General features: G+C 72.2%; 13 protein-coding genes and 2 tRNA genes. 12 read left to right on the top strand and 3 right to left on the bottom strand.

Going from position 1 to position 14,179, the window contains the following annotated elements; all coding sequences use genetic code 11:
- Window positions 1-2 precede the first annotated feature (2 nt).
- From CLT74_RS21765 to CLT74_RS21745, 6 genes are all read left to right on the top strand, one after another.
- Window positions 3-938, top strand: a complete 936-nt coding sequence (locus CLT74_RS21765) for a DUF3566 domain-containing protein (protein WP_099848384.1) — start codon at window positions 3-5, stop codon at window positions 936-938.
- A 335-nt stretch (window positions 939-1,273) separates the two neighbouring features.
- Window positions 1,274-1,347 (top strand) — tRNA-Ile (locus CLT74_RS21760).
- A gap of 44 nt (window positions 1,348-1,391) precedes the next feature.
- Window positions 1,392-1,520, top strand: a complete 129-nt coding sequence (locus CLT74_RS31490) for a DLW-39 family protein (RefSeq protein ID WP_210936323.1) — start codon at window positions 1,392-1,394, stop codon at window positions 1,518-1,520.
- 38 nt (window positions 1,521-1,558) lie between these two features.
- Window positions 1,559-1,631, top strand: a tRNA-Ala gene (locus CLT74_RS21755).
- A gap of 196 nt (window positions 1,632-1,827) precedes the next feature.
- Complete coding sequence (locus CLT74_RS21750) at window positions 1,828-3,033, top strand: low temperature requirement protein A (protein WP_143697196.1); 1,206 nt, start codon at window positions 1,828-1,830, stop codon at window positions 3,031-3,033.
- Window positions 3,034-3,167: 134 nt separating this feature from the next.
- Window positions 3,168-4,121, top strand: a complete 954-nt coding sequence (locus CLT74_RS21745; RefSeq protein ID WP_099852560.1) for an L-threonylcarbamoyladenylate synthase — start codon at window positions 3,168-3,170, stop codon at window positions 4,119-4,121.
- A gap of 29 nt (window positions 4,122-4,150) precedes the next feature.
- Here CLT74_RS21745 and CLT74_RS21740 read toward each other — a convergent pair whose 3' ends face one another.
- A complete protein-coding gene (locus tag CLT74_RS21740; RefSeq protein ID WP_099848381.1) occupies window positions 4,151-8,689 on the bottom strand; it encodes a cation-translocating P-type ATPase in 4,539 nt (1,512 codons plus the stop codon).
- Window positions 8,690-8,842: 153 nt separating this feature from the next.
- Here CLT74_RS21740 and CLT74_RS21735 point away from each other — a divergent pair, with 153 nt between their 5' ends.
- The 6 genes from CLT74_RS21735 to CLT74_RS21710 all read left to right on the top strand — a co-directional run bounded on the left by CLT74_RS21735 (window position 8,843) and on the right by CLT74_RS21710 (window position 12,970).
- The gene (locus CLT74_RS21735) at window positions 8,843-9,103 is read left to right on the top strand and encodes a hypothetical protein (RefSeq protein ID WP_099852556.1); all 261 of its coding nucleotides are present in this window, start codon (window positions 8,843-8,845) and stop codon (window positions 9,101-9,103) included.
- 54 nt (window positions 9,104-9,157) lie between these two features.
- A complete protein-coding gene (locus tag CLT74_RS21730; protein ID WP_099848379.1) occupies window positions 9,158-10,537 on the top strand; it encodes an MFS transporter in 1,380 nt (459 codons plus the stop codon).
- A gap of 92 nt (window positions 10,538-10,629) precedes the next feature.
- On the top strand, window positions 10,630-11,262 hold the full coding sequence (locus CLT74_RS21725) for a GAP family protein (protein WP_099852552.1): 633 nt from the start codon (window positions 10,630-10,632) through the stop codon (window positions 11,260-11,262).
- Between the two features lie 70 nt (window positions 11,263-11,332).
- Complete coding sequence (locus CLT74_RS21720) at window positions 11,333-12,112, top strand: NAD(P)H-binding protein (RefSeq protein WP_099848377.1); 780 nt, start codon at window positions 11,333-11,335, stop codon at window positions 12,110-12,112.
- A 37-nt stretch (window positions 12,113-12,149) separates the two neighbouring features.
- Window positions 12,150-12,347: a hypothetical protein gene (locus tag CLT74_RS21715; RefSeq protein ID WP_099848375.1), complete on the top strand. Its 198-nt coding sequence runs from the start codon at window positions 12,150-12,152 to the stop codon at window positions 12,345-12,347.
- 74 nt (window positions 12,348-12,421) lie between these two features.
- Window positions 12,422-12,970: a YbaK/EbsC family protein gene (locus tag CLT74_RS21710; protein ID WP_099848373.1), complete on the top strand. Its 549-nt coding sequence runs from the start codon at window positions 12,422-12,424 to the stop codon at window positions 12,968-12,970.
- Window positions 12,971-13,029: 59 nt separating this feature from the next.
- Here CLT74_RS21710 and CLT74_RS21705 read toward each other — a convergent pair whose 3' ends face one another.
- Window positions 13,030-13,665, bottom strand: a complete 636-nt coding sequence (locus CLT74_RS21705) for a DsbA family oxidoreductase (protein WP_099848371.1) — start codon at window positions 13,663-13,665, stop codon at window positions 13,030-13,032.
- A 63-nt stretch (window positions 13,666-13,728) separates the two neighbouring features.
- Window positions 13,729-14,157 carry a SufE family protein gene (locus tag CLT74_RS21700; protein WP_099848369.1) on the bottom strand — a complete coding sequence of 143 codons (429 nt, stop codon included), beginning with the start codon at window positions 14,155-14,157 and terminating at the stop codon, window positions 13,729-13,731.
- Between the last annotated feature and the right edge of the window lie 22 nt (window positions 14,158-14,179).

The following is a 14,179-nucleotide window of genomic DNA, read 5'->3' as shown; positions in this document are numbered from 1 at the left end:
GAATGACGGAGACACAGGCGAAGTCGGGGAACGCGGGGACCTCGGCCAACCCGGTCGACGAGGAAGCCGCGAAGAGCGGCACGCCATCGACCGGCCGCGCGGCCGTGGGCCGGGCCACCGTCCCCGCCGACGCGCCTGCCCCGAAATTCACCCGGGCTCCCGGTATGGCCCCACCGCCCGACAAGCCGACGGACGAGTCGGAGGGCGACGCCGCCGAGACGAAGGTGACAGAGGCCGGCAGCACCACGGACGTCCCGACGACCTCCGTCGATAAGCCGTCGCCGTCACCGTCGACGGCTGCCGCTGCGGGCAAGCCTTTCGCGGGTACCACGGGGGTTCTGCCGCCGACGAGCACCGGGGTCCTGCCGACGGCCAGCACCGGCACGACGGGCACCCAGCCCCGGGTGACCGGGGCCGGTCCGAAGCCGGACACCACCCGGCCACTCGGCCTCGGCCGTCCGGCCAGCGGCGGTGGTCTGCCTCCGGGGGTCAGCACGGCGGTGGGTGCGGCGCGGGTCGGTGAGGCGGTACGCGCCGCGCGTACCTCGGTCAGCTCGGCTGCCTCGCGCGGGCCGCGTCGGGCTCGACTGAACCTCAAGCGGATCGACCCGTGGTCGGTGATGAAGTTCGCCTTCGCGGTGTCGGTGGTGCTGTTCATCGTCATCGTCGTGGCGACCTCGGTGCTGTACCTGGCCCTGGACGCGATGGGCGTGTTCGCCAGCGTGAACGACAGCCTCGGTGACCTGGTCAACGCGGGCGGTGGGCAGAGCACTGAAGGTTTCCAGATCACCGCACGCGGTGTGATCTTCAGTTCGGCGTTGATCGGCCTGGTCAACGTGGTGCTGTTCACCGCGCTGGCCACCCTCGGTGCGTTCGTCTACAACGTCTGCGCCGACCTGGTGGGCGGCATCGAGCTGACCCTCGCCGAGCGGGACTGACACGATCTCCGACGCCGGTCCGCGCCGCCCTCACCGGTGGCGCGGGCCGGCGTTTCCGTACCCGCCGCCGCGCCGGCCGCGGGACGCCGCCCAGCCGACCTCGCCGACGGCCAGGTCCCGCGCGGGATACCGCATATCGGCGTCTTCACCGGCTCGATTCGCGCAGGATGCGGCATCCAGCGGCAGGGTCCGTCGGGGATGGTGGCGGGCCGGGTAACCCGGTGTACCCGCCCCTGGTACTCGGGTAGGTTCAGGGTGCGACGGGGGTGGCTGGCAGGCCTGGCCCCGATTTGGGAGCCGCTGGGCGGATGGGTTAACCTTGCTCGTCGCTACGCGGGGCTATAGCTCAGTCGGTTAGAGCGCAGAGCTGATAACTCTGAGGTCGCTGGTTCGATTCCAGCTAGCCCCACCGCACATGGTCCGACGGCACGTCGAGCGTAAGGGGCAGCCCCGATGTTCAAGAAGCTGTTGATCCTGGTCGGTGTCGTCGGCGTGGCCGCGGTGGTAGCCAAGAAGGTCAAGGAAGCCAACGACGAGCGCGCTCTCTGGCACGAGGCGACCACCTCGCCGGACCTGCGCTGACGACGTTCGTCGCCGACCTGCGGCGGTAGCGCCGCGAAGGGGCCCTAGCTCAACTGGCAGAGCACTGCCTTTGCAAGGCAGGGGTTAGGGGTTCGAGTCCCCTGGGCTCCACCTAGTACCGCACGTGCTCCGGGCACCCTCCTGCACCGGGCTGCGGGATTCGAATGGCGCGCATTCTGTGGAAGTGGCTTCCGCAGCGCGCGATATCGGCTGCGATGGGAGGGTGGCTAGCGGCCGGCGGCGTCTGGATCGGGGATTTGGGCCCGAGTTGCTGCGTGGCCCGGAGAGCAGCCAGCAGGCCACGTACGTGGAGCTGTTCTTCGACCTGGTGATGGTGTTCGCGCTCAACCGGTTGGTGGTCCACGTGGCGTCGGGCCTCGAGGATCCGGGTCTGGAAGGTTCCGACATCGCCAGGCGATGGACCGCGATAGGGCAGATGCTGCTGCTGTTCGCGCCGCTCATCTGGACTTGGATGATCACCGCCTACGTCACCGCGCGGTTCGATCCGCGAGTTCCGCAGACACAGTGGGTGGTCCTGGGTACGGCGTTCACGCTGCTGGTCATGGGCGCGAGCGTGCCGTACGCCTTCAAAGGTGCCGGCCTTGCCTTCGCGCTGGCGTTCGCCGTCAGTCACGTCGGGCGCGTGCTGGTCACCGGCTGTTTCGTCCGTGGACATCCGCTCGCTCGGATGCTCCTCCGGCCGCTGCTCTGGTCCGTTCCGGTGGCACTGCTGTGGACCGTCGGAGCGTTGAACTCCGGGTCGGCGCGGGTAACGTTTTGGATCTTGGCCGTGGTGGTCGACTATTGCGCTACACGGTTGGGCTGGCCGTTACCCCGCCTGGGGCGTGGGAAGGAGTCGGCGTGGGCGCTGTCGCCCCACCACCTCGCTGACCGCTTTCAGCAGTTGATCCTGATCGCCCTCGGCGAGACGATCCTCGCGGCGGGCATCAGCTACGCCAGCGGGCCGCGCCCACCGGGCGGCTACGAGAGCATCGGGCTGGTTGTGGCATTCGTCCTCGCGGTGCTGCTGTGGCGGATCTACTTCCAACGGGCGGGGCAGGTACTGGGGGAGGCCGTCGCCAGTGCCCGCGACCCGGCCGCTCTGGGCCGCTTCATCGGCTCCGCCCACGTGGTGATGATCCTCGGAATCGTGTTCGTCGCGGTCGGGCACGAACTGATTCAGCTGCACCCGACGGGACGCACCTATCCCGCCTGGCTTGTCATGATCATCGGTGGTCCTGTCTGCTACCTGCTCGGTAGGGCGGCTCTTGAACGGGCGGTCTTCGACCGCGTCTCTCCGCGCCGTTGGGTGGGAATCGCAGTGCTCCTCGCCACCGGGGTGCCGCTACTGGCCGTCCCGTCATTGGTTGCCGGAATCACCGCCGCAGTCGTCCTGCTGGGTGTCGCTCTTCTCGACACCTGCGGTCTGCTGGCCGTCCGCCCGAGGTGCCGCACCCTGCCGACACGAGGACGAACATGTTCTGGTGGGTTCGACGCGGTCAAAGCTAGTTGACCCCCCGGGGCTGCCCGGTCCTCGCCGGTAGGCACAGTGCGACGGTCGAACGATCGACGTCCCCGGGGTGACACACGGCAGGTGGTCGTCGGCAAGCTAGCGTCGAGGGTGTGAGTATCGGATCTCCCCGTGTCCTGCCTGCCGACGGTGACCTCGGCGAGGCGGCTGCCGTGCTGCGTACGGGTGGGTTGGTGGCCTTTCCGACGGAGACCGTCTACGGGCTTGGCGCGAACGCGTTGGACGCGCGGGCGGCGGCCCGGATCTTCGAGGCGAAGCAGCGGCCGAGCTTCGATCCGCTGATCACCCATCTTGCCGACGCGGCGGATCTGGAACCGCTTGTGGGCGCGGTGTCGCCGGCCGTGGCGGCGTTGGCGGCCCGGTTCTGGCCGGGGCCGCTGACCCTTATCGTGGACCGCCCGGACGAGATCCCGCCGATCGTCACTTCCGGGCTCGACAGCATGGCGGTGCGGGTGCCGGACCACGAGCACGCTCGCCGGTTGATCGCCGCTGCCGGGGTCCCGGTGGCGGCGCCGAGCGCGAACCGGTTCGGCCAGCTCAGTCCCACCCGTGCGGAGCACGTGGTGCGCGGGCTGGGTGCGGCCGTGGACGTGGTGCTCGACGGTGGGCCGAGCCGGTGCGGGATCGAGTCGACGATCGTGGACGCCCGGGGCGACCATCCGGTGGTGTTGCGGCTCGGTGCGTTGCCGGTCGAGGAGTTGGAGAAGGTCACCGGGCCGGTGACGGTGCGGCCGGGCAGCTCAGGGCAGCCGGTCGCGCCGGGCACGTTGGCCGCACACTACGCGCCGCGTACGCCGTTGCGGCTGGTGTCCGGCGCGGAGCCGGCGGGTGCGGGTCGTGGGTATCTGGCGTTCCGGGACCGGCCGGCGGGTGACTGGGCGGCGGTGGAGGTGCTCTCCGTCTCCGGTGATCTGACCGAGGCGGCGGCCCGCCTCTTCGACGCGCTGCATCGACTGGACGCCGTCGGGGTGGCCGAGATAGTCGCGGAGCCGGTACCTGACACCGGTCTGGGGCGGGCCGTCAACGACCGGCTGCGCCGCGCCGCCGCCACCTGGGATCACACCACCTGACGCCGGACGGGCCGCTGCGGCAGCAACGGCTACGCACGGTGTGCAGGGTCGCGTGGTCGGGCTGAGCCTGGGCCGGCCGAGCCGGCGCCGGCCGGCTCGTCGTCAGCCCCCTGTCCAGCGCCGGCCTGTCCACGGCTGGCCTGCTCACCGTCGGTGTGTTCGCCTTCGACCGGTTCGCCTTCGACCGGTTCGTCGTCGGTCTGTGGGAAGCGTGCGACGAGTTGGGTGAGGGCGCCGTTGGCGAGGGTGGCGCCGAGTGCGGATCCGGTGGCGATGGTCCAGCCGACCGGTCCCAGCGGGGTGCAGCCGAAGAACTGACTCAGCCCGGGGGTCTGCACGACCACGGCGAGTACGCCGAAGGACGCGGCGGTGGCGGCGAGCACGGTCGGGCTGGTGCCACCGGCCAGCACGGTCTGGCCGAGTTGCGTACCGACCAGGGAGACCAGGGCGACGGTGCCGGCGCGTCGCCGGGTGCCGGTGTAGCGGGCCAGCACCCAGCCGGTGGTCGCACCGAGGGTGGTGGCGGCGGCGCGCAGGCCGATCTCGCGGGTCATGGTCTGGCCGAGTGAGCTGTCCGGGCCCTCGCGGAGCAGCCCGTCGGCGTGGTCACCGCCGGGTGGCCGTACGGCGATGGCCAGCGCGGGTGCCATGTCGGTGAGCAGGTTGACAAGCAGCAGTTGGCGTCCGTTGAGCGCGGCCCGGCCGGTGGCGGCGGCGGTCAGCACGCTGAACGCGATCTCGCCGAGGTTGCCGCCGACGAGGATGCTCAGCGCGTGGCGGACCGAGGACCACATCGCCCGACCTTCGACGAGGGTGGCGATTATGGTTTCCAGCCGGTCGTCGGTGACCACCAGGTCGGCTGCGGCGCGGGCCGCCGGGGTGCCCCGTTGGCCGAGGGCGATGCCGACGTCGGCCAGCCGGATGGCGGGGGCGTCGTTGGCGCCGTCGCCGGTCATCGCGACGGTACGCCCGCATTTCTGGAGTGCCTGAATGATGCGAACCTTGTGGGCGGGCGTGCAGCGGGCCACCACGTCGGTGCCGGCCAGTCGTTCGGCGAGGGCGTTGTCGTCGAGTTTGTCGAGTTCGGTGGCGGTGACCACCCGCTGGGCGTCTCCGTCGCTGATGGTGGCGGCGATCGCCTCGGCGGTTGCCGGGTGATCCCCCGTGATCATGATGGTGTGCACACCGGCCTGGCGGATCCGACGGACGGCGGGCGCGGCGCTGGCGCGTACCCCGTCGGCGATGGCCAGGAAGCCGGTGAAGACCAGGCCGCGTACGCCGTCGTCGGTGATGTCCGGGTCGGCGACCGTGCACTCGGCGACGGCGAGGATCCGGTGCCCCGCGCCGGCCCGCTCGCCGAGCAGCCGGTGCAGTTCGGCCCGGCCCGCGTCGTCGAGCGGCTCGTCCCGGCCGCCGATGCGTTGGGCGGCGCATCGGGGCAGCACCGCCTCTGGCGCGCCCTTCACGCTGAGCAGCAACCCACCGCCGGTCTCGCCGACGCTTGCGTGGTACCCGCGCGACGGTTCGAACGGCAGACCACCGGCGGCCCGCCAACCGGGCGCCCCGTCGTCTTCGGCGACACCGGCGGCGCGGGCTCCCCGCAGTACCGCCCGGTCGGTCTGCATGGAGAGTTCCTCGGGGTCGTCGGCGGCGGGGGTGGCCCGCAACGCCGCCGCCAGGGTGCGTCGCAACCGGTCGTCGAGCTGTTCGAGCGGGGCGTACGAGTCGGCGTCACCCACTCCGGCCAGCATCAGGTGCCCCTCGGTGAGGGTGCCGGTCTTGTCGAAGCAGAGCACGTCGACCCGGCCCAGTGCCTCGATGGTGCGCGGGTTGCGGACCAGCGCGCCATGCTCGGCGAGCCGTCGGGCGGCGGCCAACTGGGCGGCGCTGACCAGGAACGGCAGCCCCTCGGGCACCGAGGCGACGGCCAGGTTCGCGGCGGTCGCGGCGGTCTGGGCCAGCGGTACGCCCCGCAGCAGCCCGGCGCCGGCCACCGCGATCGCCGACCCGGCGGCCACCGGGATCGCGGCGCGGGTCAGTTTGCCCAGACGGGCCTCGACTCCGCTGACCGGTGGTGCCTGCCCGGCCAGGGCGAGACTGCGTCCGGCCTCGGTGTCGGTGCCGGTGGCCACGACCACGGCGTCGCCCCGGCCGGCGGCGATGCTGGTTCCCTCGTAGACCATGGAGGAGCGTTCGGCCACGGCGGCGGCGACCACCGGCTGGTCGGTCTTGGTGACCGGCAGCGACTCGCCGGTCAGGGAGGATTCGTCGGCCTCCAACCCGACGGAGGTCAGCACCCGGCAGTCGGCGGGTACGGCGTCGCCGGATTCGAGCACGATCACGTCGCCGGGCACGAGGTCGTCGGCGGGTACCACCCGTTCGACGCCGTCGCGGCGGACCCGGGCGGTCACCGCCGAGCGGGACAGCAACTGGGCGAGCGACTTCTCGGTGTTGCGCTGGTGTACCGCTCCTACCAGCGCGGACGCTCCGACGACCCCGCCGACCAGGGCGGCGTCGACTAGCGAACCGAAGCTTGCGGAAAGCACCGCCCCGGCGGCGAGCACCGGGGTGAGCGGGTTGGCGAGTTCGTCGACGAAGGCGCGGAGCAGCCCACCGGGGCCGGCTGCCTCACCTGGCCGGTTGGCCTGGCGTCGCTGGGCCTCGGTCTCGGTCAGTCCGTCGCGGTCCGTGCCGAGCTGGTCGAAGACCGTGGGCACCGGCATCAGATGCCAGGCGGTGATCGCTGGCGCGGGTGCGGCGTTCCCCTCGGTCAGCCGACCGGCCCGCCAGACGCCGTGGGCGAAGGCCAGCGCCGCCGCACCGTTCACCGAGGCGAGCGTACGGCCGGGCAGCCGGGCCGGGTCGGCGGTGAAGGCACCGAGTGCGCCGAGGCCGGTGCCGGCCAGTCCGATGCGTAGGTTCTGCGCGGTCATCCGCCGAGCCACCCCGGCCGCTTCGATGATCAGGGCGACGACCCGCAGGTCGGTTCCGACCAGCAGGTGTGCCCCCCACGGTGGGGAATCGTCCGGGTCGGCGAGGCCCAGTCCGCAGTCCGCCGCGGCGAGCGCGGACCGGTCGCCGGAGACCAGCATCACCACAGCGCCTTCCCGTTGCAGGGTGCGTACCGACTCGGTGAGGTGGTCGCCGCCGGGTACCAGTGCGTCGGCGGGGGCGTGCCGGTCCGGGTCGCCGCCGGCCACGACGAGTCGCAGGCCGGCCTGCCGGGCGACGGCCGGCAGGGCTTCGACGCCGGGTGCCGGCTCCGGTTCGACCCGCAGCACGGCCGTGAGCGCGTCCGCCTGGGCCAGACCGAGCAGGGTGCCGCCGCGTTCGCGGAGCCGCCGGCTGTCGTCGGTGTCGCCGGGGTCCCGCACGTCGAGGCGGTCAAGTGGGCCGAGCCGCCAACCGTCGAGGTGGCGTACGTCGTCAGGTGCGGTCGGTTCGAAGAGGGTGAACGCCTGGGCGGCCACCCGGGCCGTGTCGACGCCCGGCAGCGGGGCCAGGTCGGACAGGACACCCCGGTCGGAGCCGAGGATCCGGGCGTCGAGCACCAGCGTGTCGATGCGGTCGAGTTCGCGGAGCACGCTGCGGTCCATCGCGATGACGCCGCGGCGGGCCAGGATCCGGCCGAGTTGGGCCGCGTACCCCTCGCGTCCGCTGCCCGGCGCCTTGGGCAGCGCGGACAGGCCGAGGGCGGCGGCCCGTTTCGGGCCGACCACGGGCGTCGCCGCGGCGAAGGCGGCAGCGCCGCCGGCGAGCATCCGGTCGATGTACCGCTCGACGGAGCCGTCAGGTTTCGGGCAGGGCCGGTCGTTGGCGGGGGTACGGGCGACGGCGCGATCCGGTTCGCCGGTGAGCCGGGGTTCGGCCTTCTCCCAGGCTCGTAGCTGGGCCAGCCCTTCTCCCCACTGCACGATCCGCTGTGCGCCGTCGAGCACTATCCCCGTCCAGCCGCCGGTGAGGCCCTGCACCACCGCCTCGGCGAGTGGGAAGAGAAGCTCGGCGCGGGGGTCGCGGCGCAGTCCCAGACCGGCGAGGGCGTGCAGTTTCGGGTGCAGGTCGATGGCGCTGAGCAGTCCGGAGACCTCACCGGGGACCGGCGTGACGGGCAGGATCCGGGTGGCCGCGGAGATGGTCAGGCCGAGCGCGTCGGAGGCGAGCGCGCCGAGGGTACGTGGGGTGCGCGGTCCTTCCTCGGGTGGGTGCGGCGGCGGGATCTCCGGATCGGGTTCGTGTGGGCAGGTGCGTTCGACCCGGGCGATGGTGGCGACCAGTTCGCGGACCTTGGGGCCCGGTGTGTCGACGGCGACCACCACCCGGCCGGAGGGGGCGTTGACCCGAGCCCAGTTGACTCCCGGCATTCTTTCCAGCGCCGTCTCGACCTGGCGGGCGAGGGTGTCGCCGCCGTCCTGGCAGACGCCGTGGACCTCGATGTGGTGCCGGCCGGGGCGGGACCACACCCGCCGGCTGGTCAGCCCGGCCGCTCGGGCGAGCCGGGTCGCGGCGGCACCGACGCTGCGGGAGGCGGCTTCCACCACCGGAGGTACTCCGACGGCGTCAAACCGCATGTTGCCTCCCTACCGTTCGTGCCCGGCGGCCTGGCTTCCCGGCCGGACGTCCCTTATGCCCCCGGAGCTGGGGAAAGTTTCCCGCTCGGGTGGGCATGGACGGTGACGGTGGAGGAATTCGGGGTGGGCGACATCGGTACGGGGGGAGGCGAGATGAGTGCGCTGACACGACAGCTCAGTGGGACCCGGGAGTCGTTGCAGATGTTCACCCGCCGGGTGAATGTGCCGTGGCTGGGGGAGGTGGCGGTGCCGCCGCCGGACAAGCTCACGTACTACGCCGGTATCGGGGTGCTGACCGTGCTCCAGGTGATCGAGTGGCCGCTGGCGCTGGTGATCACGGCCGGGCATCTGCTGGCCGACCAGCACCTGTCCGGCCTGGCCAAGGGGCTGGGTGAGGCGTTGGAGTCCGCCTGAGGTAAGCCGCGTCACCCTTGACTTGAAGATGGGTTGAGGTCCGAGGCTTGCCCCATGCTGATCGCCCCGTCTCCGGTACGCGCCGAGTCGCTGTTCGCCCCTCGGCTGCGGGCGATGACTGTGGGCAGCGTGGCGCTTGTCTCGTTGCTGGCGTTCGAGGCGTTGGCGGTCGGCACCGCCATGCCCACCGTCGCCCGTGCGCTTGACGGCCTGGCGTTGTACGGGATCGCGTTCGGTGGCCCCTTCGCGGCCGGCGTGGTGGCGATGGTGCTCTCCGGCATCTGGTGTGACGCCCGGGGGCCGCGGGCGTCGATGTGGTCCGGTCTCGCCGGGTTCGTCGCCGGGTTGTTGCTGGCCGGGGCCGCCACCACCATGGCAACGCTTGTGGTGGGTCGGATCGTGCAGGGCTTCGGCTCGGGTCTGCTGTCGGTGGCGCTGTACGTGATCGTCGGGCAGGCGTACCCGGAGCGGCTGCACCGTCGGATCTTCGCCGCGTTCGCTGCGGCCTGGGTGGTGCCGTCGCTTGTCGGGCCGGTGGTGGCGGGGTTGGTCGTGGAGCACGTCGGTTGGCGGTGGGTGTTCCTGGCGGTGCCGGCGGTGGCGGTGCCGGCGGGGCTGCTGATCCATCCGGGGTTGCGGTCGATAGGGGCGGTCGGTGCCAGCCGCTGGTCGGTCGGGGCGTTGGCACGGATCGGTTGGGCCGGTGGGGCGGGGGTGAGCGCCGCACTGCTGCACATCGGGGGTCAGCAGCGCGGAGTCGCCGCCGTGACGCTTGTCGGGCTGGCCCTGGTCGGCCTGCTGATCTGCGTTCCGCGACTGCTGCCGGCGGGGTTTCTGCGGGCTGCGCGCGGCCTGCCGACAGTGGTCGGGCTGCGCGGGTTGGCTTCGGCCGCGTTCGTGGGTGCCGAGGTGGTGATCCCGTTGATGCTGTCGCGTGAGCGGGGGTTCACGCCCACGGCGGCGGGGCTGGTGCTGACCACCGGGGCGCTCTCCTGGTCGCTCGGCTCCTGGGTGCAGGGGCGGATCAGTTCGCCCCGGTCCCGGGGCACGTTGCCGAGGGCGGGCCTCAGCTGCATCACCGTCGGTACCGCTGTGGTGGGGGTTTGGGTGTTCCCGGCAGTGCCGGTATGGGTGGGCGTGGTCGGCTGGGCGGTCGCCGGGCTCGGCATGGGCCTGCTCTATCCGTCGCTGTCGGCGCTCACCCTGGAGTTGTCGGCCGCCGGCGAGCAGGGGCGTAACAGCTCGTCCCTGCAACTGTGCGACTCGTTGGCGGCGGCGACGGTGCTGGCGCTCACCGGGGCGGTACTCGCCGCCGGGGTGGCACCGGGGCGTTTCGACTACGGGGTCACCCTCGCCGTCGCGGCCGGCCTGGCGCTGGTCGGGGCCCTGCTCGCCGGTCGGGTCGTACCCACGTCAGGTACCGCTTCGGCCTGACCGGGCCCGGGTGCCGCCGAGCAGCGCCGGGTGGCGGATGGATCGCCGAAGCGGCAGTGCGCGGTCGGGGCAGCCGGCAGGATGAGCTGGCGATGACCTTCCTGACGCTGCTGCCGCTGGCCGTGGTGATGGTCGCCGGCACCCAACTGGTGGCGGCGGTCTTCTTCGCCTCGTCCGACCGGCCACGGGCCGCCTCGCTCGGCTATCTGGCCGGCGCGGCGCTCGTCGTCCTCGGTGGTACGACAGTTGCCTGGCTGGCGGTCCACCTATTCAAGATCAATTTCTCCGGCGCGGGGCGAGGCACCGTCGAACGGTGGCTCGACTGGTTCGTCCTGGCGTTGCTGACGGTACTGGCGGTGGTGGTGTTCCTGCGCCGGCACTCGGGACCGCCACGGTGGATGGGCCAGCTCCAGCACGCCAGCCCCGGGTACGCGCTGAAGGTGGGCCTGCTGCTGTTCCTGGGGATGCCCTCCGACGATTTGACCATGGCCACCGTCGGGGCCAGCGCCGCCCGACACGACCTGCCGTGGTGGCATCTGCTGCCCTTCGTGCTGCTCACCCTGCTCCTGCTCGCCCTTCCCCTGCTGGCGTTGCTGCTGCTCGGTCGTCGGGCGGCAGTGGTGCTGCCGCGCATCCGGGACTGGGCGGACAACCACTCCTGGCTGGTCAGTGAGGCGGTCATCGCGCTCTTCGTGGTGATCACGGTGCTCGACCTGGCGAAGTGAATCCGCTCACAGCCGGTCACGCCGTAGCCGGCTCGTTCCGTCGAGCGGACAGGCGACGAGGGAGGTTGACATGCGCGTACTTGTCACCGGCGCGGGTGGCACGCTGGGCCGGGAGGTGCTGCCCCGGCTGGTCGACGCGGGGTTCGAGGTGCGGGCCACCAGCCGCCGGCCGCGTACCGGATCGGGGGTCCGGTGGGTGGTGGCGGACCTGGCCACCGGCGAGGGGCTCGCCTCGGCGGTGACCGACGTGGACGCGGTGCTGCACCTGGCGTCCTCGCCGACCCGGCGGACCCACCAGATCGACGTGCTCGGCACCCGCCGCCTGGTCGCCGCCGCCGCAGCCGCCGGAGTGACGCACCTGGTGTACGTCTCGATCGTCGGCGTGGACCGGGTGCCCTACTCCTACTACCGGCACAAGCTCGCCGCCGAGCAGGTCATCGCCAACGGCGACGTGCCGTGGACGGTGTTGCGGGCCACCCAGTTCTTCCCGTTCATCGACGAGCTGCTGCGCCTGTCCAGCAAGCTCGGCCCGGTCGTCGGTGACCGGGCCGTGCTGGCCCAGCCGGTCGACGCCGGCGAGGTGGCGGACAAGCTGATCGAGCTGCTCCAGGCCGGAGCACGCGACGGCATCGTCGAGTACGGCGGCCCCGAGGTGCAGCGCTTCGACGCGGCGGTGCGGGCCTGGCGGCAGGCGCGCGGATCCCGCCGTCCACTGCTGCCGATCCGGTTCCCCGGTCGACTCGGCCGGGAGCTGCGGTCCGGTGGCCTGGTCACCGAAGCCCGACCGGCGGGCCGGCGGACCTGGGCCGACTACCTGTCCGACACGTACGGGCGAACGCCGGTTCGATGACACCTGTTCGGGTTCACGTTCGCCCTACCGTCGAGCCATGCTCACGTTCGTCATCACAAGTCTGCTGTACGTCTGCGGGTTCGTCTTCCTGTACGGGGTGATCCGGCTCGCGGTGCGGCACGCCCTGGAAGACATCGAGGTGCGCCGCGTCCAGGCGGCCCGGGCGGAGGAGATGGCCGCCTCCCGGGACCGGGCGATGCTGGAACGGCACGGCTTCCTGACCAACGGCGGCTGACCGACACCCGCATCGGGCGGTCCCGACGGTCCCTGCCCGCGTCGCCGACTCAGGATGCGACGATCACAGGCGTGATGGGAACGCTGAAGACCGAGCCCGCTCGCACCCGTACCGACCTGCTGGCTCCGCCGGTCGCCGCCGCGCTCGCCCAGTGGCCGGCCGACTCTCCGGTGGACGTCGACGCGGTGCTCGTCGCGCCGATCGACGCCGACCTCGCCGACACCGCGGCGTTCTGTGCGGCGTACGACGTCGGCCTGGACGAGTCGGCAAACTGCGTGGTCGTGGCCGGAAAGCGCGAGGGGGTGACCCGCTACGCGGCCTGCCTGGTGCTGGCCACCACCCGGGCCGACGTGAACGGGGTGGCCCGGCGGGCGCTCGACGTACGCAAGGCGAGCTTCGCGCCGATGGCCGACGCGGTCGAGTTGACGGGTATGGAGTACGGCGGGATCACGCCGATCGGGCTGCCGTTGCAGTGGCCGATCCTTGTCGACGCGCGGGTGGTGGCCATGCCCTACGTGGTGATCGGATCGGGCGTACGGCACAGCAAGATTGCCCTGCCGGGCGCGGCGCTGGCCGCGCTGCCCGGCGCGCGGGTGGTGGAAGACCTGGCCAGGCCGGTCTGAACGTCGGCAGGTGTCGATGTCGTTGCACGTGAAACATCAACGGCGTCGATGGCCGGACGTCAGTGTGCGGCGGCCTCCCGCTGCTCGACCTCGGCGAGGGCGGCCAGCAGGGTGGCCGGTTCCTGCGCCCCGGTGACCGCGTACCTGCCGGCGAGTACGAAGGTGGGCACGCTTGTCACCCCGAGCTGTCGGGCGGCGGCCAGTTCGGCCCTCAACTCGGTCACCCCTTCGTCGGAGTCGAGGAAGCGGCGGGCCTCGTCGCCGTCCAGCCCGACGGTGGCGGCGACCCCGGCCAGCGCCTCCCGGGAGCCGATGTCGACGCCGTCGGTGAAGTGGGCCCGGTGCAGCGCCTCGACCATCTCCCCGTCGCGGTCCTGGCGGCCGGCCCAGTTGGTCAGCCGGTGCGCGTCGAAGGTGTTGGCGGCGATCGCCCGGTCGTAGCGCAGGTCCAGACCGACGCTCGCGCCGACCTCGACGACCCGGGCGACCATCTGCCGGGCCTGCTCCTGGCCGCCGAACTTCTCGGCGAGCACGTCGAGCGTCGGGCGCGGCGACGGAACCGGTGACGGGTCCAACTGGAAGGGCCGGTGCCGGACGGTCACCTTGCCGTCGTACGACGCGAGCGCCTCGGTGAATCGGCGGCGGCCGATCCAGCACCAGGGGCAGACCACGTCGGCGTAGATGTCGATCTCCATGACCGGGGACAACCCGCTGGCCGGCAGGTCTGTTCCCGACTGCCGCCCAGGTCACTGCCCGGGTCAGGCGGTCTGCTCGCGGACCTGCCGCTTGAGCCGGGCGAGGATGGCGGTGCCGCCACGCACCCGCAGCGGACTGATCGCCTGGGCCAGGCCCATCCGCTGGTACAGGTCGTCCGGGACGGCGAGCACCTGCTCCGGGGTGGCGCCGGCCAACCCCTCGGCGAGGATGCCGGCGAACGCCCGGGTGGTGGGTGCCTCGGGCGGGCAGTCGAACAGCGTGGCGACGGTGCCCTCGGGCGTCACCTCGGCACGCAGGAAGAACGGGGTCTGGCACTCCACGACCTGTTCCATGCCCTCGTGTCCGGGGTGCCCGGCGGGCAGCGGCGGCACCGCGTCGGAGTACTCCAGCAGCATCTCCAGCACCAGATCACGGGGAGCCCCGGCGAACTCGTCGACGATCTCGGCCAGCTTGCTCGGCATCTCGGGCATTCGGCCAGGCTACCGCCGTCGC

This window comes from Verrucosispora sp. CNZ293 (assembly GCF_002754655.1).
The sequence above is the reverse complement of the archived record's forward strand: the minus strand, read 5'-3'. Positions and strand labels throughout refer to the sequence as shown.

What these genes read in the sequence shown, in the direction of transcription:
- CLT74_RS21765 (WP_099848384.1), top strand. Translation starts at nt 3, where the DNA reads ATGACGGAGACACAGGCGAAGTCGGGGAACGCGGGGACCTCGGCCAAC.
- CLT74_RS31490 (WP_210936323.1), top strand. Translation starts at nt 1,392, where the DNA reads ATGTTCAAGAAGCTGTTGATCCTGGTCGGTGTCGTCGGCGTGGCCGCG.
- CLT74_RS21740 (WP_099848381.1), bottom strand. Translation starts at nt 8,689, where the DNA reads ATGCGGTTTGACGCCGTCGGAGTACCTCCGGTGGTGGAAGCCGCCTCC.
- CLT74_RS21735 (WP_099852556.1), top strand. Translation starts at nt 8,843, where the DNA reads ATGAGTGCGCTGACACGACAGCTCAGTGGGACCCGGGAGTCGTTGCAG.
- CLT74_RS21730 (WP_099848379.1), top strand. Translation starts at nt 9,158, where the DNA reads ATGCTGATCGCCCCGTCTCCGGTACGCGCCGAGTCGCTGTTCGCCCCT.
- CLT74_RS21725 (WP_099852552.1), top strand. Translation starts at nt 10,630, where the DNA reads ATGACCTTCCTGACGCTGCTGCCGCTGGCCGTGGTGATGGTCGCCGGC.
- CLT74_RS21720 (WP_099848377.1), top strand. Translation starts at nt 11,333, where the DNA reads ATGCGCGTACTTGTCACCGGCGCGGGTGGCACGCTGGGCCGGGAGGTG.
- CLT74_RS21715 (WP_099848375.1), top strand. Translation starts at nt 12,150, where the DNA reads ATGCTCACGTTCGTCATCACAAGTCTGCTGTACGTCTGCGGGTTCGTC.
- CLT74_RS21710 (WP_099848373.1), top strand. Translation starts at nt 12,422, where the DNA reads ATGGGAACGCTGAAGACCGAGCCCGCTCGCACCCGTACCGACCTGCTG.
- CLT74_RS21705 (WP_099848371.1), bottom strand. Translation starts at nt 13,665, where the DNA reads ATGGAGATCGACATCTACGCCGACGTGGTCTGCCCCTGGTGCTGGATC.
- CLT74_RS21700 (WP_099848369.1), bottom strand. Translation starts at nt 14,157, where the DNA reads ATGCCCGAGATGCCGAGCAAGCTGGCCGAGATCGTCGACGAGTTCGCC.